The organism is Caulobacter sp. UNC279MFTsu5.1 (assembly GCF_900114015.1).
GTDB lineage: Bacteria > Pseudomonadota > Alphaproteobacteria > Caulobacterales > Caulobacteraceae > Caulobacter.
The window spans coordinates 194,978-214,892 of sequence record NZ_FORN01000002.1; the positions used below are offsets into that span (position 1 = coordinate 194,978).

Annotated in this window: 11 protein-coding genes; 4 read left to right on the forward strand and 7 right to left on the reverse strand. The window is 65.5% G+C overall.

Translation table 11 applies throughout. The annotated features are described in order from the left end of the window. Positions 1-243 precede the first annotated feature (243 nt). The 3 genes from BM066_RS00955 to BM066_RS00965 form a co-directional block, all read right to left on the reverse strand. Positions 244-513, reverse strand: a complete 270-nt coding sequence (locus tag BM066_RS00955) for a hypothetical protein (RefSeq protein WP_018062544.1) — start codon at positions 511-513, stop codon at positions 244-246. Positions 514-714: 201 nt separating this feature from the next. Then, entirely contained in the window at positions 715-2,067 is a 1,353-nt protein-coding gene (locus BM066_RS00960; protein WP_018062545.1) for a phospholipase D-like domain-containing protein, read from the reverse strand. A 355-nt stretch (positions 2,068-2,422) separates the two neighbouring features. Beyond that, positions 2,423-3,559 (reverse strand): topoisomerase II, encoded by a 1,137-nt coding sequence (locus BM066_RS00965; RefSeq protein WP_177218344.1) that lies wholly within the window; start codon positions 3,557-3,559, stop codon positions 2,423-2,425. A gap of 212 nt (positions 3,560-3,771) precedes the next feature. On the opposite strand from BM066_RS00965, the gene BM066_RS00970 reads away from it, so the two are divergent. Next, positions 3,772-4,779 (forward strand): toll/interleukin-1 receptor domain-containing protein, encoded by a 1,008-nt coding sequence (locus BM066_RS00970; protein WP_089923542.1) that lies wholly within the window; start codon positions 3,772-3,774, stop codon positions 4,777-4,779. 204 nt (positions 4,780-4,983) lie between these two features. Here the strand turns inward: BM066_RS00970 and BM066_RS00975 are convergent, their stop codons facing one another. From BM066_RS00975 to BM066_RS26285, 3 genes are all read right to left on the reverse strand, one after another. Then, on the reverse strand, positions 4,984-5,268 hold the full coding sequence (locus BM066_RS00975; protein ID WP_143093620.1) for a hypothetical protein: 285 nt from the start codon (positions 5,266-5,268) through the stop codon (positions 4,984-4,986). A gap of 790 nt (positions 5,269-6,058) precedes the next feature. After that, positions 6,059-6,547, reverse strand: coding sequence for a dioxygenase family protein (locus tag BM066_RS00980; protein ID WP_018061226.1), 489 nt, complete (start codon positions 6,545-6,547; stop codon positions 6,059-6,061). Between the two features lie 63 nt (positions 6,548-6,610). Next, the gene (locus BM066_RS26285; RefSeq protein WP_018061222.1) at positions 6,611-6,778 is read right to left on the reverse strand and encodes a hypothetical protein; all 168 of its coding nucleotides are present in this window, start codon (positions 6,776-6,778) and stop codon (positions 6,611-6,613) included. 478 nt (positions 6,779-7,256) lie between these two features. Between BM066_RS26285 and BM066_RS00985 the strand changes: the two genes are divergently transcribed. Beyond that, the gene (locus tag BM066_RS00985) at positions 7,257-13,676 is read left to right on the forward strand and encodes an autotransporter domain-containing protein (RefSeq protein WP_143093621.1); all 6,420 of its coding nucleotides are present in this window, start codon (positions 7,257-7,259) and stop codon (positions 13,674-13,676) included. A 56-nt stretch (positions 13,677-13,732) separates the two neighbouring features. Here the strand turns inward: BM066_RS00985 and BM066_RS00990 are convergent, their stop codons facing one another. After that, the gene (locus BM066_RS00990; protein ID WP_089923548.1) at positions 13,733-15,568 is read right to left on the reverse strand and encodes an alpha/beta hydrolase; all 1,836 of its coding nucleotides are present in this window, start codon (positions 15,566-15,568) and stop codon (positions 13,733-13,735) included. A gap of 529 nt (positions 15,569-16,097) precedes the next feature. Here BM066_RS00990 and BM066_RS00995 point away from each other — a divergent pair. Both BM066_RS00995 and BM066_RS01000 read left to right on the forward strand, forming a co-directional pair. After that, positions 16,098-17,876 carry a glycoside hydrolase gene (locus BM066_RS00995; protein ID WP_177218345.1) on the forward strand — a complete coding sequence of 593 codons (1,779 nt, stop codon included), beginning with the start codon at positions 16,098-16,100 and terminating at the stop codon, positions 17,874-17,876. A gap of 401 nt (positions 17,877-18,277) precedes the next feature. Then, positions 18,278-19,549, forward strand: coding sequence for a glycoside hydrolase family 27 protein (locus BM066_RS01000; protein WP_255367432.1), 1,272 nt, complete (start codon positions 18,278-18,280; stop codon positions 19,547-19,549). Positions 19,550-19,915: the final 366 nt, after the last annotated feature.

Consider the following 19,915-nt stretch of genomic DNA (forward strand, 5'->3'; position numbering starts at 1 on the left):
GCCGATAACGGTCAATTCGAACAGTCTGACGAGGGGCGGGAACTGCCGTCGGCGATCAGGCGCCGAACGTCTTCTACCCGGAGGTGATCCAAGGTCCGTTCCTGGCGCCGCCCGGCCGGCGATGCAGACCTTCGGATCGGCGGAGATGGGTCGAACCTTGCCATCGGCGCCGCCGGCTGAATGTCCGGAATCTGGAGCGATCCCAAGTTCCGATTATGGCGCACGCCCGACCATCGGTATGCGTCAATCAGTAACGCCCCCATTGAACCGTTCGAGCGTGCGGATTGCGGCCTGGAGATCGCTGTAGGTGTAGATTTGCTCCGCCCCGTCGATGGCGCGGCAACGAATAAAGGGCTCGCGGTCGGCGCCGGGGTCTGCACTCGCAGCCTCTAGCCCATGACAGATGACGTTGCGAACCTGGCGGACCTCCTGAAGGCTTTCCGGCAACGAGGCTCCATTTCGACGCCGCTCAAGGCGCCCCCAGTGCAGGAGGAGGAGGCCAATCGAGGTCATGAGGTTCGTCTTTATGACTTGCGACCGCCGACGCGGACGGCAGCCGAGGTCACCTTAAACTCGGCGACGGGCGTCTGGACCAAAATACTCAGCACCCCTCGCGCTTGTTAGCCAATTCGCTAACGTCGCGCTCCAACTCCTCCCCGGCAGCTCCAGCCTTGTCGACGACCAGTCTATTTGGCCCTGCACTTTGGCGGCCTATTAGACATGGACGTGAACGTCGTATCCCAGAGAGCGGAGCGACTTGCTGGTGCGGCCGTTCCGCGGGGGGTAGAGGTCGGGGAGGGCCCAGCCGACGATCTCGCCTAAGCTGCTGACGCCCAACAGCTCGACCTTGCGGCGGCTATCGTTGAGCGCGTCCCACATCCTGTGCGGGACCTCCTCCGGAGAGCCTCCATACAGCACAAACGCCAAAGTTTCGGAGACGGGGATACCCTTGTCGGTAGAGTCTCGCCAGATGCGTCGGGCCAGTGCGTCTGATTTGGTTTCCATGGTGTGGGTCGGACCGTCCGGCAGGCCAACCCTCGCGTTTTTGACGCGCCGCGCATATTCCCGACTTGCGTGGACGTGCCACAGCGCGTCTGCGAATGCGTCCTCCGTCATTGTGGCAAGTGAGGCTTCGGCAAAGGTTTCCCTCAGCATGGGCGCCACCTTGTTTAGGGTGTTCTCCTCGTGCTTCACGTCGGCCAGGACCTTCCACCAGCGCGCGGCTTCGGCCAGCGCCCTATCCGGCGATTTCTTGTTGTCCTCGAAGTGTCTCTCGTAGGCGGCCTTCCGCTTGTCGAAGGTCCGTTTGTAATAGTGTGCGTGTAGGAATTGGTCGGCCTGGGCACCGCGGGGTGCATCAGGCGCGACCCAGCTAGGCCGGAACTCGTCGCTTCCCACCACATCGGCGATGTTGCGGATCGTCTGCAGAGTGGAGATCCATTCCTGCAGGAAATCGTCTCTTGCGTGGGAGCCCGCTGTGGCCGAGCTGATGAACGCCGACCCCGTGAACTTCTTGACGAGGTCGGTCGCGACGAAAGCGTCATCGGCGTCGTGATGTGCCTGCCGCCGGCGTTGCAGCTCGAGGCTCCGCCGCTCGAGGAGTTCGTAGAGCTCCTTGGTGAGAGGGGAGGCCTCCTTGTCGATCGTGGCGAACAGGCGGTTGAGTTCGAGCGCCTGGCCCGAGCCCCCCAGTTCCTCGTCGGTCAAGAACATCCCAGCTTCGATGTTGTTGTACCAAGCCGAAGGGGTGAGGTTTGCGGAACCGATGTAGGCGCCGTAGCCCCGCCACCAGATGACCTTCGGATGAAAGCAACGGACCAGCTTGCAATTGTAACGAGCTGCGCGGCGATCCAGAAATCGCTTGAGGATCGGCACCGAGACGGGCACCCCCTCGTCGAACCGGCCCCAGAACCGCAATGGGACTTCATTCTCCCAGCACCAGTCGAACAGCAGGTCCTCGCGTGTAGCGTAAGCGATGGCGGCATCGACCCGCTCCACCTTGTCGCCGGCGTTTTCCATAATCGTGCGCAGATAAAACCCGTTCACGCCTCCAAGTACCAACTGCATAGCCACCCCTTCTGGTCCCTGGACCAGCTCGCTCCGCGCGCCAGCTTTGCTGTTGATCGACCCGGGGTCTAGCCCTGCTGCCCCACCCGGATATCCCAATCCAGCTCTTAGTGCACCGCCTTGCCCCGTTCCTTGGGGTCGCCGGCCCGTCGAAACCCGGCGTCGGTGGATCGTCGTCGGCCGAATGAATGGCGCGTTCTAACGTCCCCTCTGTGAGGCCGCCCCGTCCGCGCCCTGCCTGTAGAGGGGGACGTCAGTGGCCGTTTACGTCCAACCTCCCGCCGCGGACTTCTACCCGACGACGACGGGTGCCCCCCCGTGCCATCTATTGCGCGTCCCCCTTAAAGTCTGCGGGCTAGAACGGCGTTGTGAAGAAGTTATCGACCAAGGCAAAATCGATCGGCGCGGTCGGGTCAACCGGCGTCAGACGCGCTCGCATGTCGTCGAAAATCTTGTCGGGGTCGGCCAAGTCGCGGTCTGTGTAGATAAGGGCATAGATGTCGCGCGCTTTGAAGAAGTCCTTGTGGCGCGCCATTTCGCGCTCGAAATTGTCCTTGGCCATAGCGTTGATCTCAGCGCCAGAAAGGCCGCCGATCTTGCTCAGATAGCCATGCGTCGACCAGGGCGAGAGTTCGTAGCCGACCTTCTTCATCGTCAGAGGATCGACGATGCAGAAGTCCAAGCGATATTTGTGCTGGGCGGCGCGGCCGCCATACCGGATCTCGGGTATCAACAGGGGAACGTTGAGCGGGTTGCTGGACGCTCTGACGAAGGTCACGTACCGCTGAGCGATGGCTTGCTCGTGAGGCGACCCCGATGCGCGAACGAGCGTGTTTTTGAAAAAGGCCAGATAGGCGTCGACCGAAGCGAACCGGATGGGATCGGGATCATGGTCGACGACCAGACCCGTCGTCAGGATGTGGCCGATCGTCCAATAGAGCGGCCGAAAATGTCGGATCTCGCTGCGGTCGTTTTCCCAGGCCCCGGTGGCTTCATTCCAGCGCGGGGTTATCAGCAGGCCGTAGTTGGAGTTGTTCTGCCCGATCCACACTTCGGAGTCGTCCAGGTGCGGCCGGGTCTTAGAGAGCTCGTCGAAATGGTTAAGGAAGGATCGGTGAAGGAACAGCGTGAAATAGCGTTGCGCAGCGGGCGAGACCCGGAAGCGATCGTAATTGCGCCGGTAGATCTTGGCGTTGGGACCACTCGAGACGATGCCTTCCTTGAGGTTCTGCATGTATCGGGCGGCGTACTGCTCGGACGAATGGAAGACGTCGTGGTGCAGATCGATCAGGTTCTTGGCCCAGCCGCCGATCGTGGCGTTGAGCGAAGCCTCCGACGCAAAGTCGGTCTGCGCCAAAACCTCGGGTAGGAGTGATCGAAGCTGAACCTTGAGCTCAGCGATGCGCCGACTGCGCGCGGCCTTGTTGGGGTCAGCAGGTGTGTGCATCGGGCCAGCAGAACACGAGTCGGCGTCGGCGGTGGACGCCGCCAAACCTCGCGTGCGTGGGCTCGCAAACTGGGTGCTGAACGTCCGGTTCCTGGAGGCAAGCCAACGGCAGCTCCTGGCGCACATCCACCCAGCACCTGATCGCTGGTGAAGGACTGCCTGCCAAAAAAAGCGGGAAGCCTAAGCGTTGCAGTGAGCGAATGGTTGTGCTCGTGTCCGAGCACCACTTTCATCCCGGAAGCTGCGAGCGATAAGCCATGACCAAGCCAGGCCCTAAGGCTATCGCCGATGCAGAGCCGCCCACCGTGCGGGACGAAGCGTTCAGGATTTTCATATCCTATACTCACGTAGACGAGACTTTCCGAGAGGCGCTGGACAAGCATCTTAGCCCTTTGCTCCTGCTCGGCCGAGCAGAGGCTTGGCATGATCGCCATCTAATGGCTGGGGCTCGGCTGTACGAAAAGATTCAAGGCAATATCGAAGCGGCCCACATCATTCTTATGCTGATTAGTTCCGACTATCTGGCTTCAAAGTCCTGCCAGAGCGAGATGTCGGCTGCCATGAGGAGGTCGGAAGGAGGGTCTGCTGTTGCAATTCCTATTATCGTGCGAGACTGCAACTGGACGATACTGCCGATCGGCACACTCTTAGCTGCCAACAAGGATGGTATCCCAATCAACTCGCAACCGGATCTCGACGTCGCTTGGACACAGGTGGCCAAGAAGATCGGCGAGATCGTCAACGAATGGGAGGTTCAGCGGCCAGCTGGCGACGTTGCGAAAGACGATCTTCCAGTAAGCGCTGCGTCTGAGGATGAGCAATCGCTCAAACTAGCTGCGAAAGGCGCGCCAAGTGAGAGGTGGGTGAATCGCCGCGAAGACAACGACATGGCTTGGGGAGAACTCAAGGAAGAACTCATTGGCGCGCTTCTCACTGCGTCGGCAGCAAGTGCTTCTTCGAACGTGAATCTCAATGTCCGTACTTGGGCCGAGAAGATCATCGTAGACTTCACTCTCCCACAACATCGCAATCCTCGCCGGCTCCTGATCCGCGATATTAGCGGCTACGTTGGTTATCCGGGGTACCAGCTGGAGACGCTGCCAGCGGGCGATCGAGTCGAGATTGCCTATGGTCGAGTTAGATGGTTGAGCAGCAGTGACGGAACCAGGGTGCTGCGCCAGACCATGCCGTCGGGTGATGACCTGTCGGTCCAGGAATACGCGGAAATCATCTGGGAGCAGATTGTCGCAATGGCGAAGCCGTAGGTCACATTCAGGCGATCGATTTCGCCCATGTCCAGCGACTTAAATGTCCAGTTTCTGGAGGGACGCTAACGTCAGCAACTGGCGCTTCTTGACACCTGATGGCTGCCTTCTCAGCCGTGATGTCGGCGGGTTAGGTGATAAGCGCACATCTATTTCTCGAGCTTGCGCACCGATGTGGAAATATCCCGACGCGTGCACGGCGGCTTAATCCGGGCGCATGTAACCTGGGAAGTACTTTATCTGCTCGTCGACGCAGACACCAAAGGGCATCGAACCATCCGGACCGTAGGGAATGGTCCGGTCGAAACGCCAGGCGATCGTGTCGTTCGATCCGAGAGTTGCGGATCCCGGAGAGCCGCCGCACGCGACCACCACGGCGTCCAGCAATGGCTGGGTGACCCGATCCGGAAGAAACGAATCCAGACCGGCCCCCTCCTCGGAGGGCGTAAGCTGTCTCGCCGCGCGAAGGACCTGGTAGGCCCGGCTCATATCGGCCCTCGTCGATAAGAAATCCGATCGGGCGCGATCGACGCCCAAGGCGCGGACGACGTCGCATTCCTTGCTCCACGTCTCGAACTGCGATTGCAAGCTGGCCCAAACTTGGACAGCGCTTGAAGCACCGCTACCGGCAAGCCCTTGACGAGCGTAGCACGCTGGAAGGCCCCGGGGGTTTCGCAACAAAGTCGACAGCTGGATCAAGAAGCCCGTATCACGGCGCTCCAAGGTGACGGCGATCGGCAAGTTCCGCGGCGACCACTCAGCTGAAACCGCCAGGAGCGCACATCCCTTGGGCGCTCGATCGTAAATGCAGGTCTGACCCGGCCGTGATCCATAGATCCGCCTGAGCGACAGCCCCCCGAGCGGCTCGGCGATTGCGAAGCCATCCGGAGGAGACGTCACGACATCGGCGCGAGCGACCGCGGCCCATCCTGCGGCTATCGTGCCGGCCAGTGAGGCCGACACTAGGAACGAACACTTCTTGCGGCTGCGCCCCATCATCTCGCCTCCACACCACCCTTCAGGAGCATAGCGCCGGTGCGAACTTCTGACGCGCGCCAAATTGATGAGCGGGGCGTTGCCAAAGGATTCTAACAGGTCCACGCGACAATGATCCCGAAGGTCGTATTCCTGGAGTGGTGGGAAGGTCCGCACCTGGCGCGCGGCGGACAGCCTCATCGCCACAGCGTTTGGAAGCCCCGGTTTCCCTGGCTCAGGACGCCGAGAGTGACCTTCGCCACGAGCACACTGTTGACGCGCTCGAGCGTCATCGGCGTCGCCTTCACCGCGTTGAAGAAATGGTCTTGGCCACTACGGATGCGCTCATAGGGGCGGTCGAGCCCAGGGCGTTGAGGAACCGGTGGGATTTGTAGGGCTCGGTGTCGGCGTAGATCTGGTTAAGCAGCGGGTCGGGCAGGACGAGCTGGGTGGTCAGAACCTCGTGTTCGTGGAAGGCCTTGACGTGGATGTGGGTCGCGCGTTGCGCCACCATCAGGGGCGGCGCGGCGGCGACGACCTCCCAGCCTGGAACGATGGTGTCGAACCCGACGTAGCCGTTCTCGTCGGTGACCTGGTGCCCGCGCAGGAAGGTCTGACCGACGGTGTCGATTGGCTGCAGATCGCGGCCGACGTTGGAATAGAGACCCGATGGGCTCGTGTGCCAGACGTCGACGACGGCGCCGGCCAGGGAGAAGCAACATCCGGGAGCCGCCGCAAGGCAGCCTAACGTGATGCCGAGCCACAGCGGCACGTCAGGCAGACGCTCGGCCATGGTCCTGCGCAGGAGTGATGCTTCGTAGTAGAAGGGGCCTTCGTCGTTCGGCTCGGCACGCACTCAGTTGAAGACGCCGCCGCCGAAGGCGGTGCGGATGATCGCGTCCCATTCCTGGCGCGTCCTAGACGCTCTACCACTGGGAGCTTCGGATGCGAGCGGGGTTGCCGATGCGAAACTCGTCGCGGCGGAACCCAGGCCGGCAATGATGGCGCGGCGGTTGAATGTCATTGGCTTGCTCCTCCGGCCCTTGAACCGTGGCGGCAAGCCTCACCCTTGGCAGCATGCCTCGGAAGGTCCGAAAGCCGGAGCGCACAGCACCAGTTGTTGGCGTTTGCCGAATCGTTCGTTCCCTTCGCGGTGATGTGCTGGCGTGTGCCCGATTAGGCGCCGCGGAATAGTAAAAGCGTGTTCATCGTCTTGGGTTTCGCCCGGCAACGGCGCCGAGGCGCAGTGTTAACTAATCAAGGGCCAATCTTTTGTAGGCATACTCTTTGGCCTTCCGTCGATACCCTGTCGCACCATCAATTCTGCGTTTTTCTGCGAATTGGCAGTGTCGTCTATCCGACAACATCTCGGCTCTTGCTCTAAGCGCACCCCCCAAACGGGTATTGTAGCGCTTGTCCCGCCACCGCTAGTTCGGGGCTCGCCGTTCAAGGAGCGGCAAGCGTTCAGTGGCTGCGGGGTGAATGGAATGTCGGAAGTCGGGATGAAGGTCGCCAAGGGGCGACGCAATTCACGGGTCCTTTGGCTGGCGGGCACCGCCTTGGGATGTTCGCTGTTGGTGCAGCCGGCGACGGCGTTGGCCGCCGACGAATGCGGCGCGCCGGCGGGCGGCGTCGTGAGCTGCCCGACCCCAACCACGACAGGCGTCAGCTACACGACGATCGACGATCTGATCCTGAACCTTCCGGCCGCGGCCTCCAATACAGGCGCGACCGCCGTGAAGGTCTCCGGCGGGGCTGGAGATATCGGCGTTGTGGCCGCCGATATCTCCAGCAGCGGCAACAGCGCGCCGGGTCTGGTGGTCAGCACCACCAGCGGGGCGATCGACATCGACTTGGCTCGGGCGGTCACGACCGGGACCAGCTACGGCGCCGACACCAACGACGCGGTGGTCGCGGTCTCGAACAGCGGCGCGATCAAGGTCAAGGCCGGCGAGGTGTCGACGGCGGGGGTCTACACCTCCGGCGTCGCGGCGGTGTCGGGCATCGGCGACGTCAGCATCGAGATCGACCGGGTTTATTCCTCGGGCTTGGGCGGCGGCATCGTTCAGGCCCAATCCTACACGGGGCCCGTCGGCGCTCCGACGGAGGGCGGCAGGGTGACCGTCGTGGTCGGTGAGGCCGAAGTCACGCGGCCCAACGGCGTGATCGGCGCCTACGCCTATGGCGACGTGTCGGTGACCGCCGGGAAGATCATCGCCAATGGCGCGCCCGAGACCGGTCCGTCCGGCACGGTCTACGGCCAGGGGATCGGCGCGCGCAGCTATAACGGCGACGTCAACGTCAAGGTCGATGACCTGTCGACCAGCGGCGTGGGCTTCCTGGGCGTCAGTGTCCGGGCCGACGCTGGCGACGCGAGCGTCGAGAGCGGCACGGTCACCGCGGCCAGCGACGGCGCCTACGGGATCTATGTGCGGGCCGGCGGCACGGCCAAGGTGGTGTCCGACGCGACGACCACCCATGGCAAGGTGACCAACGACGGTACGACCCACTACACGGACGCCATCCGTGTCGAGGCGGCCGGCCTGATGGACGTGACCTCACAGCACGCGACGGCGACGGGCGACGGCGCCTCGGCGATCCTGGCCAGGGGCGACGGGTCGATCAGGATCGACAGCGGCGAGGCCTCGGCCTCGGGCGGCGCGATCACCGTGGGCGGCGTCCAGGTGTTCTCGAACGCCATCAGCGCCCAGAGCTTCCTGGGCGACATCGACATCAGCAGCGACACGGCCAGCGCCCAGGGCGTCCAGTCGTGGGCGATCTACGCTTCGGCGGGCAACGGCGCGATCAGCATCGACAGCGGGACGGCCACGGCGGCCGGAGCGGGCGGCCGGGCGATCTACGCCAACGGCGGCGAAGGCGTGACGATCCGCAGCGACGTGGCCTCGACCACCGGCGGGCCCAGCGGCTCCAACGCCGCCGACGCCATCATGGCCCTGACCTTCAACAAGACGGCCGACATCGACATCACCAGCGGCTCGGCCAGCACCACGGGGAACGGCGCCCGCGGCATCTATGCCTGGACGACCGGCGGCATCACCATCGACAGTGGCCAGGTGACCACCACCGGGAACAGCGCCCACGGGATCATGGTCGATTCCGATGGGGCCGTGGTCTTCGGCACGCCGCACGTCCCGGCCGGGGGCGTGGGGACGCTGAGCATCGTCAGCGACAAGGTCTCGGCCACCGGCGCCGGCGCCACGGGCATCTGGGCCGACTACGCCGGTCCGATCACCATCGACAGCGGCGAGATCACCGTCGGCAACGGTGTGGGCCTCTACGTCTACGGCAAGGACACGGTGGACGTCTCGGCGGACAAGGTCACGGCCGACGGCACGGGCGTGGTGGTCTACGGCCGCGAGGGCGCGGTGCACGTCACCACCGGTACGGTCTCGGCCGGGACCCAGGGCGACGTGGGCATCTTCGCCCAAACCACCAGCGGCGACATCGTGATCAGCGCCCAGACCACCAAGACCCAGGGCGACATACTGACCGGCTTCACCGCCGACGCCGTGGGCGGTATCTCGACCAGCGGCGACATCAGTATCACGAGCGGCGACGCCCAAACGACCGGCCGTTCAGCCTTCGGCGCCTATGCGATCAGCCAGACCGGCACGGTGTCGATCGACAGCGGCTCGGTGACCACCGCCGGCCAGGACTCGACCGGGCTCTATACCCGCGGGGCCAGCGCCTCGATCGAGAGCGGCTCGGTCCACACGTCGGGCGACGCCGCGCGCGGGATCTACGCCTGGTCCAACGGCGACATCGACATCCACAGCGGCGAGGTGGCCACCACCGGCGCCAACGCCCACGGGATCATGGTCGATTCCGACGGCGCGCTGGTGTTCGGCACGCCGCACGTCCCGGCCGGCGGCGCGGGGACGCTGAGCATCGTCAGCGACAAGGTGTCGGCCACCGGGGTCGGCGCGATGGGCGTCTGGGCCGACTATGCCGGTCCGATCAGCATCGACGCGGGCGAGATCACGGTCGGCAATGGCGTGGGCCTCTATGTCTACGGTCAAAACGCCGTGGACGTCGTGGTCGACAAGGTCACGGCGATGGGCACCGGGGTGGCGGTCTACGGCCGCGAGGGCGCGGTGAACGTTACCACGGGCACGGTCTCGGCCGGCGTCCAGGGCGACGTCGGCGTCTTCGCCCAGAGCACGACGGGCGACGTCACTATCAATGCGAACATCACGCGCACGGCCAACACCGGCCTGCATGACGGCTTCACCGCTGACGGGGTGGGCGGCTATTCGACCAATGGCGGCCACGTGAAGATCACCAGCGTCGACTCGGCGGTGGTCGGGCAGTACGCCTCGGCGGTCTGGGGCAAGTCCACTGGCGGCGAGGTCGAGATCAACAGCGGCAAGGCCCGGGCCGCCAGCGACGGCACGGTGGCGGTCTCCGGCCGCGGCGACAAGGTGACGATCGTCAGCCAGGACGCCGAGATCACCGGCGCCAACGCCCGAGCGATCAATGCGGTGGCCAATGACAGCGGCGATCTCTTCGTGACGTCGAGCCGTGCGGTCGCCACCGGGACCGGCAGCATCGCGATCGACGTCTTCGCAAACCACGATGCAACCCTGACCGTGACGGGCCAGACCTCCGGAGCCATGGGCGGGGTCCGGGTCTCGGCCCTGAACCAGGCCGAGATGACCGTCGGGGCGGACGCCTCGATCACCGCGACCAGCGGTGTCGGCGTTGAATTCCGCGCCGTTCCCGCACCTGGCGGCTCCGGTTCGCCGGCGGCGGGCTATGGCGCCGGCCTGACCACGGCCGGCCACATCGGCGGCGCGCCCGGCGCGCTGGCGGTGCAGTTCGCGGGCGGGGACGACACCCTGACCCTGCTGACCGGCGCCAGCTTCACCGGCGCCATCGACGGCGGGGCCGGCCTGGACGCTCTGATGCTGAAGGGGACCTCTAACCAGCAGAGCGCCGCTCAGACATTCGGCGGCGTCCTGAACTTCGAGACCGCCTCGGTCGAGACGGGCGACTGGACGCTGACGGGCGTCCTGCAGGCCGACACCATCGACATCGCCCAGGGCGCAACCCTGCTGATCGACGACAAGCAGGAGGCCGGCGCGTCGCTCGAGACGACGACGCCGGGCGCGGGTCTTTCGGTCTACAACGACGGCACGCTGATCTCGCGCAGCTTCGACGACAACCTCTACGCCGACAGCGGAACGCTCTCAATTAGCGGCGCGGGCGACGTCGAGCTGCAGTCCGGGGCCATGCTGGCCACCGGCGCCTGGACCTATACCGGCGCGACGCGGGTCAGCGGCGGCGAGCTGCACGTGGTCAACGCCATCGGCGGCGGCCTGGAGCAGACCGGCGGCGGCGTCGTCGTCGGCGCCGCCTACGGTGTCGACGACGCGGGTCTGGGCACGGTCAAGGTCGTCGGCCACGGTACGACCGGCGGCTTCGCGGGCGGCCTCAAGGTCGACGGCGGCCAGTTCTTCCTGGGCCAGGACGGCGACTACACTTTGGCGAACGCCCTGTCGGGCTCGGGCGGTGAGGTGATCTGGGCCGGCGGCGGCGACCTGACCCTGGCGGGCGCCTATTCGCGGACCGGGACCCTGGTCAACGAGGGCGGCGTGGTGACGATCGCCAACCTGTCGGCCGACTCCCGCCTGGCCCTGACGGGCGAGGCCTTCGCCCTGGGCTCGGGCGCCAAGAAGACCGGCGGGCTTTCGGGCGACGCCGACCTCGACATCGGCGCCGGGACCCTGATGATCGCCCAGATCAACGCCTCCATCTATTCGGGCGACCTGAGCGGGGCGGGCGGCCTGGTCAAGTCCGGCGCGGCGACCCTGACCCTGTCGGGCGCGGCGACCTACGCCGGGCCGACGACGGTGTCGGGCGGCACGCTGCTGCTGGAGGGCTCGATGACCAGCGACGTCATCGTGGCGTCGGGCGCGACCCTGCAGATCGGCGACGGCGGAACGACCGGCGCGCTGACGGGCGACCTGGCAGTCGCCGGCACGGCCGTCTTCAACCGCTCGGACGAGTACGACTACGGTGGCGACATCACCGGCGCGGGCGAACTGGTCAAGAAGGGCGCCTCGCGCCTGACCCTGTCGGGCCAGTACGGCTTCACTGGCACGACCACCGTCCAGGGCGGCTCGGTGCGGATCCTGCATCTGCCAGAGACCGCCCAGGTCCAGGTCGACAACGGCGTGCTGGACCTCAGCGGCCTGACCCAGACCATCACCAACCTCAGCGGCGGCACGACCGGCGGCGTCGACATCAGTGGCGGCGCCCTGACCGTCAACCAGTCGGGCAGCACCACCTTCGCCGGCTCGATCACCGGCTCGGGCTCGTTCACCGTCACCGGCGGCGGCGTCATCGAGCTCAGCGGGACCAATACCTATACCGGCGACACCACCGTCACGGCCGGCAAGCTGAAGGTGAACGGCACTGTGACGTCCGACGTCACCGTGGGCGCGGCCGGCGCCCTGGGCGGCTCGGGCGTGATCGGCGGCGACGTCGTGGTGCAGGGCGGCGGCCAGGTCACCCCTGGCAATTCGCCGGGCACCCTGACCGTGGCCGGCGACTTCACCTTCGCCACGGGCTCGACCTATCAGGTCGAGGTGCTGCCGACGGGCGAGCACGACCTGATCGTCGTGGGCCGGGCCACCACCATCCAGACCGGCGCCAAGGTCGCCGTGCTGGCCGGCGGCCCGGCGTCGCAGTACGCCCGGCTGAGCCAGTACGGGATCCTGACCTCGGCGGGCGGGATCACGGGGCGGTTCTCCAGCGTCACCAGCGACATGGCGTTCCTAACGCCCAGCCTGACCTACACGGCCAACGCCGTGCGCCTGAACCTGCTGCGCAACGACATCCGCTTCGCCAGCTTCGCCACGACCTCGAACCAGGCCCGGGTGGCCGACGCGGCCGAGGCCCTGGGCCTGGGCGCGCCGGTCTACGACGCCCTGGTCACCCAGAACGCGGGCGGATCGGCCCAGGGCTACGCCGCCCTGGACGGCCAGATCTACGCCGACGTCTCGACCGTCCTGGCGGGCGAGGCGGGGAGGCTGCGGCAGGCGATCCAGGCGCGGACCTCGGCTCCGGCCGAGGTGTCCGGCGGCTGGGGCGACGTCCTGGCGGGCTGGAGCAAGGTCGACGCCAGCGCCGGCGCGGCGGGCCTGAAGGTCAGCGGCGCGGGCCTGGTCGCCGGCGGCGACAAGGTGCTGGGCGACACCCGCCTGGGCCTGGCGGCCGCCTATGGCGAGGCCGACGGGACGGTTTCGGCGCGCGGCAGCCGGGCCGAGAGCAAGAACGGCCAGGTCGCGGCCTACGCCGCCAGCGTCTTCGGACCGCTGCGCGCCGATGTGGGCGCGGCCTATGCCTGGTCGTCGATCGACGCCGAACGGGCGGTGGTGTTCCCGGGCAACCAGAACCGCGTGAAAGGCAAGTACGACGCCACCATCGGCCAGGTGTTCGGCCAGGTGTCGGCGCCCGTGACGCTGGGCGCGGCCGTGGTCGAGCCCTTCGTGGCGGCCAGCTACCTGCGGGTGAAGAGCGACAGCTTCAACGAGACCGGCGGCTTCGCGGCGCTGAAGGTCGAAGGCGTCACCCGCGAGCTGGGCCTGATCGACGTCGGGGTGAAGGTGAGGGGGCAGTTCGAGGTCGGCGGGGCCTCGGTCCTGCGGCCGCGCGCCGCCGTCGCCTGGCGCATGGCCACCGGCGACCTGGCGGGCCAGACCGCCAACGCCTTCACCAGCGGGACGACCCGCTTCGTGATCAGCGGCGCCAAGTACGACGCCGGCGCCCTGGCGGTCCAACTGGGCGCCGACCTAGTGTCGGGCGATCGGGCGCGGTTTGGGGTCACTTACGAAGGGACCTACGGCGACCGCTTCGAGGCTCAGGCGGTTCGCGCTGGTGGCTCCTGGCGCTTCTAGGTTTGGGGGAGGGGGCGGTCGAGGCCGGATGCGTTCTCGGCCGTCTTTACCATCGCCTAGGCTGGCCGCGCGTGGAGCAAGCCTTCGACCACGTAGTGGGGCCGGCTCAGCGTCAGCAGGCGCCCCCCATCCTCGACGAGCTGAAATTGCGCGTCGACCAGGATGGCGCGCCAATAGGCCATGACCTCCTGCGGCTCGTGCAGGGTGTCATGGGCGCCCACCATGACCAGCCAGTTGGACGTGCCGCCGATCGGCGCCTGCTCGCGCCCACGGCGAGCGAAATCCACCTGTTCGTTGATGTAGCCGGCGTGGCGACCGGTCGCGAAGGTGCGTACGGCGCGGAAATAGTCCTGCACGATCTCGGGGTCGCGCGCGGCGGCCTCGTCGGGCGGGCTGCCCTGCATCGCGCGTTCCAATATACGCGCTACCCGGGTGTAGGTGAGTTGCCGTCCAGCGAGACTGGCCCAGACGCGGACCATCGCCGGATTTTTACTGAAGGCCTCCTTCAGAACGCCAATGGGCCCGGTCCTACGGGCGCTGGCTTCAGTCGGCGGATCAGGATTGACCAGGACCGTTCGATTCAAGCGGGCTGGGGCAAGCTCGTGCAACGCGACCACGAACTGGGCTCCGCCGCGCGCGACAATATCGATGGTCTCCAGCTTCAGCGCGTCGAGCACGAGCACGGCGTCGGTCGCCGCGGAGACGAAGGGATCATGCAGTCCGGGGCGCAGGCCCTCGATTTCGTCTGTGAGGCCAAATCCGGGACGATCGATGGAAATCGGCCTGAACCCGGCGGCCTGAAGCGCTCTTCGCAGTCCCCGCGCCACGACCCTCGAGGTCATGCTGCTGTGGACGACGAGCACAGGGCGACCGGACGAGGGTCCGTAGTCGCTCACCGCGATACGGCCGCCGCCGGGGCGATGGATCAGGCGCAACGGTTCCGCGCCGGCTTCGATGACGCCGATGTCGCCGCCGGTGGATCGCATCATCCAGTTCAAGGCGTTGGCCTCGGCGACCTTGCGCGCGAGCGAGGCCGCGCTGCCCACCTGAAGCAGGCCATAGACCTCGTTCAGCTCACGTTTCACGACCGCCTCGCCGAGGCCCAGGGCTTTCGCGGCTTCGGCGCGCGTCATGCCGTCGGCGATCAGGGCCGCGATGGCGGCCTGCCGGGGCGACAGTCCCCATGCGTCTCCCAGAATATCAGCCCCCTCGGCGTCGGGCAGCACGCCGAAGGCCAGCGACACGAGTCGGCGGACCAGGGCGGGCAGGCGCGGCGCCCGCATACGCGTCATGGCGTCCGCCAAGGCTTCCCGCGCTGTATGATATGAAATTTCAAGCTTCTCGGCGGCCGTCCTCACGCCTCCGGTGCGGATCGTCTCGAGGGCGACCCGTGTTTGCAGGCCCGTAAGGCCGAAGGCCGCGCACGCCGTCTCCAACGGTCTTTGAAATTGGTGCGCTGGGCTTGCGAGGACGACGATCTGGCTGGGCGCCTCCGCAGCTGCAGCGCGGACGGAGGGGGGCAGGCTCCAACCGTCTGTGAAAGAGGCCTGGGCGTAGGCGCAGAGGGTCATTTCCGGGAGCCCGGCGTCGACGCGTTCGAAGAGCGCCTCGCCACGTCCGTCGGCCACCCGGGCCAACAAGGCCGGGTCCAGAACCAGTTCGGGCCGCAAGGTCGTGAAGGCCTCGCTCGCCGCGAGGACGCGCCCCTTTCGGTCCACTAGCGCCGCAGCCAGACTGTCTTCGTGAAACAGAGGCTTAGGATCGCCCTCGGTGAGGCTTGCGCCGATCTCCAGGAGAGTTTCCCTAATATCCGACTCTACGACAGGCGACGCCAAACGATCGGCATCAGACCCAAACTCCATACCAATCACTCCAAACTGCACCGCAGACATGCCAAGTTCGCCGCATTCGGGCAATCTCTACGAAAAGGGGCCCCTTTGAAGGTCGCTTCTCTGGAAATGACCCAAGGTCCGCTCCTGGCGCCACTCAGACCGGGCCGCCCGGGGGGACTGGTTCGAAGAACCGGACGCTTTGATCGGCTGGGTCGGGTGGGTTATGGACTTTCCCTGTTGCCCCAATTCACCGCAAAAGTCCTCAGCCCTATCGTTCTGGGTCGCGATCACAGCACCGGCCCCAGCTTATGGCGCTCGGCGAGACCCCCTAGGATTGCAAGTCCTCTGCCGTCAAGAATGCGGCCTCCCCCCCAGGAGACGCCCGATGCGCTTGAACCGCCGCTGTCTTCTCATCCTAACCGCCTGGCTGCGCTTGGCCGGCGTCGTCCGCGTCCATCGTGTCCATATGGCATATGTCCGATTGTCCCTCTGTTTTGCCGCTCTCGCCTGCTTTGCGGTTTCAGCGGCGGCGGCTGACCCTGTCGCCCTACGCGCTGGCTCCGTCACCTACGCTGTCGATCCCGCAACCTTGAAGATCGATGTCCGACCGGACGGCGCCGCGCCCTTGATGGTCATGCCGCCGCTGCACGCGCCCGAGGCCGTGGCGGTCACGCCGGACGGAACCGGCTGGCGCTGGACCGATGCCGAAGGACGCAACATCACCCTGTCCACGGAGGGCGAGGCCCTGCGCCTGACGATCTCCGGCGCGAGAGGTTCGAGCCTGGCCTGGCCGTTACCCACCGCGACAACCGGAACGTGGCTGATCCCTGACGGCGAGGGCATGGCCTACAAGGTCGACGATCCTTTCTGGCGCGCGGCCCACAAGAAGGAGAAATGCCTGGGCGGCACGACCCTGCTGTCGTTTCCCGCCTGGAGCTATCTCACAGAGGCGCAGGCCGTTACCTATGCGCTCGGTGACGGCCTGCTCTCGGACCTTTGCCTGCATGATCAGGACGGCCTGCAGGCGCGCCTGAAGCACGACTTCGCAGATGGCGCCGAAACGCTCGACCTATTGTTCGCGTTGAGGCCCGCCGAGCCGCTGGCGCCGGCTCTGTTTTATCGCCAGGTTCTGAAGTCGCGCGGCCAACTCAAATCCTTCGCCGCCAAGGCCGTGCCTGGGCTTCCCCGGCTTTTCGGGGCGCCGCAGGCCTATGTCTGGGGCGACGGCCGTGACCTGGCCTTCCTCGACGATCTCAAGGCGCTGGGCGTCGAACGTATCGTGCTGGGCTACGATCAGGACCCTCGCACTCACAAGCATCTCGTCGGGCCCGCCTATCTGGCGAAGGCGAACGCCCTGGGCTATCTCGCCGGGCCGTACGAAGCCTTCGACAATGGGCAGCCCGAAGCGACGGCCGATACGCCATCCGCCATCTGGAACGACGGTCTCTATCCTTCAGGCTGTCTTCGCGACGCCGGCGGGAAAGTCGTGGTGGGCTTCGCCAATCGCGGTTGCGAGATGTCGAGCGAGGCGATCGCCCGACATCCCGGATCCCCCAGTCCGGCCTCACGCTATGCAGGCCATATCGCGGACGGCGCCAGCCAGGTCTTCGTGGATGTTGACGCCTTCGGCGTCTTCTACGACGATCACAGCCCCGATCATCCGATGTCCATGGCCCGCGACCGCGCCAACCGTCTGGCGCGCCTGGCGGTGGCGATCGACCAGTTCCGATTGGTGCTCGGCTCGGAGAATGTCACCGCCTGGAGCAGCGGTGTCGCGCACTACTCCCACGGCACCGCCCAGGCCCGCGCCTTGGCGGTGTGGCCCATCCAGGCTGATCAAAGCCGCTTCGGCGTGTACTGGCCGAGCGACCGGCCGGCTTTCTTCTTCGCTCCGTTCAAGCCCACGGCGGATGAAGCGCGGGCCCTGTTCGGCGCCGCCGACCGCCTGCCGTTGTTCGAGGCTGTCTTCCACGACTCCGTCGTCTCCGCCGATCGCTGGGAGTTTGGCCTGATGAAGGTGGCCGGCGAGGAGCGGCGCCGTTTCGCGCGGTCCTTGCTCTACGGCACGCCGACCATGTGGAATCTCGACCGGCGCGAGCTGGCGCGTGTCGGTCCGTGGCTGAAGGCGGCGCAGGACGATTTCCGCCAGGCTCATGGCGTGGGCGCTCCGGCGCTCCTGACGGGCTTTCGTTGGCTAACGCCCGACCATCTGGTGCAGCAGGTGACCTATGCCGACGGCCGTGTCTTGATCGCCAACTTCGGCGACGCGGCGTGGCAGGGCGTGGCCTCCGATTGCGTGCGCGTGATCCGACCAGGTCGGCCTCGCGCCGATCTCTGCCCACCCGCTGATCCATCTCCCTTTCACTGAGCGCTTGGACCCATGGGCGCACAGCCGGCATCGAAAGCGAGCCCGGTTGAAGTCCGCAACGGGTCGTTCATCGCCTTTGGAGCGCCCGGCCGAAGGTCGTGTTTCTGGCGCGACCCGAGAGTCCGTTAGTGGCGCTGCCTCGTCATAACACCGGACGCGTCAATGGGCCGAGCAGGGTGGAAAGCTGCCATTAGGCGCCTCCCGAGCCTGTACGTTAATTCATCAGACAATTGATAACATGACGATCCCTAGCACTTTTGTGATGCTGAGAGTGCACCCGTCGCGCAGCGCGGGGTGTCCATCGCCTATACGCCTGTAAATTGTCTGAGTAATGTTGAAGGGTCAGACTCTTTGCTCTAGAACGCTCCGCTTCGGCGAAGCGCGCGACGCTAGAACGGTCAGTGGCCGACCTGCTTGGGGGCGATGAAGTGAAATTCTGTGGGCGAGCGCATCGTCGGGTGCGAGGTTTGTTGGGAAGAGCAATTTTGGTGGCGGCGGCGTGCCTGTTCGTTACGCAGAATGCCTGGGCGGGGGAAACGACCCAAAAGGTCGTCAACAAGGCGCCCAACGGCCTCGCGCAAACGCCTCCCATGGGGTGGAACAGTTGGAACAAGTTCGCCTGCAATGTTGACGAGAAGATCGTCCGAGCAGCCGCCGATGCAATGGTGACGTCGGGCATGAAGGACGCCGGTTATGAATATGTCGTCATCGACGATTGCTGGCAGGGACCACGCGACGCCAACGGCTTCATTACCGCCAACCCGGTAAAATTCTCTTCCGGGATCAAGGCGCTAGCCGATTACGTCCACTCAAAAGGACTGAAGTTCGGAATCTATTCGGATGCGGGGCGGGAGACCTGCGACGGGTTTTCGGGCAGCCAGGGCCATGAATATCAGGACGCGATGACTTATGCCCGCTGGGGCGTCGATTATCTGAAATATGACTGGTGCGAGACGGGCTCGCGCAACGCAGAGGAAGCCTATGCGGTGATGGCCGACGCGCTGCGCTCGACCGGGCGGCCGATCGTCTTCTCGATGTGCGAGTGGGGGGGGGCAAAGCCATGGCTATGGGCGCGAAATGTGGGCAACCTCTGGCGGACCACCGGCGACATCCGCGACAGTTTCGACAAGTGGGACCCGAAGAACCAATGGGTCCATCCTCTGCTCGAGATCCTCGATGATAACGAGCCTTTGTGGTCGTTTGCCGGTCCCGGCCACTGGAACGATCCCGACATGCTTGAGGTCGGCAACGGCGGCATGACCACGGCCGAATATCGCTCTCACTTCTCTTTGTGGGCGATCATGGCCGCCCCGCTGATGGCCGGCAACGACATTTCCACCATGGACGAAAGCGCGCGCTCGATCCTTACCAACAAGGACGTGATCGCCGTCGATCAGGACCGGCTCGGGGTACAGGGCCATCGAGTGTCGAAGGACGGCGACAAGGAAATCTGGATGAAGCCGCTCGCTGGCGGCGGCCGCGCTGTCCTTCTGTTCAACCGCGGCGCGACGCCCGTGAATATCACGGTCGACAACGGCGATCTGGGTGATGCGTCCACCCTGCGCGCCAGGGTCCGCGACCTCTGGACGCACAAGGAGGTGGGCAATTGGAAGGGTTCGTACAGCGCCACTGTTGAGCCCCATGGCGTCGTGATGCTGCGGCTGACTCCGTAGGTATCAATTCGGACAGCGTGTCCGAAAAGAGGAGAATGGGATTGCTTCGTTGCCTTTGGGAGCGCTTTTCGCACTCTGTTTCGCCATTCCCGCAACAGCAGCGGAACGCCCGCGCCTTGTCAGCAAGGATGGGCGGCACCCGCTGCTCGTCGACGGCGCACCTTTCGCTACGGGGGGATCGAAGAGGGCGCCTTCAAGGATGGCCAATCTGACATGAAACCTCGCTGGAACGGCGATTAGGTCCAAGACGGCCTCAATCTAACCGGGCCGACGCTTCTGAAGATCCGGTTCGGCATCGTTCACTAACATTGGCGCCGTTAGCGGTATGGCGCCTTTTCGAAGAGCCCATGCGATAGGCGGACGTTT

Excerpts from the sequence above, each read along its gene's own strand:
- BM066_RS00960 (WP_018062545.1), bottom strand. The coding sequence starts at position 2,067 with ATGCAGTTGGTACTTGGAGGCGTGAACGGGTTTTATCTGCGCACGATT.
- BM066_RS26285 (WP_018061222.1), bottom strand. The coding sequence starts at position 6,778 with ATGACATTCAACCGCCGCGCCATCATTGCCGGCCTGGGTTCCGCCGCG.
- BM066_RS00990 (WP_089923548.1), bottom strand. The coding sequence starts at position 15,568 with ATGTCTGCGGTGCAGTTTGGAGTGATTGGTATGGAGTTTGGGTCTGAT.
- BM066_RS00980 (WP_018061226.1), bottom strand. The coding sequence starts at position 6,547 with ATGGCCGAGCGTCTGCCTGACGTGCCGCTGTGGCTCGGCATCACGTTA.
- BM066_RS00975 (WP_143093620.1), bottom strand. The coding sequence starts at position 5,268 with ATGAGCCGGGCCTACCAGGTCCTTCGCGCGGCGAGACAGCTTACGCCC.
- BM066_RS00955 (WP_018062544.1), bottom strand. The coding sequence starts at position 513 with ATGACCTCGATTGGCCTCCTCCTCCTGCACTGGGGGCGCCTTGAGCGG.
- BM066_RS00985 (WP_143093621.1), top strand. The coding sequence starts at position 7,257 with ATGAAGGTCGCCAAGGGGCGACGCAATTCACGGGTCCTTTGGCTGGCG.
- BM066_RS00970 (WP_089923542.1), top strand. The coding sequence starts at position 3,772 with ATGACCAAGCCAGGCCCTAAGGCTATCGCCGATGCAGAGCCGCCCACC.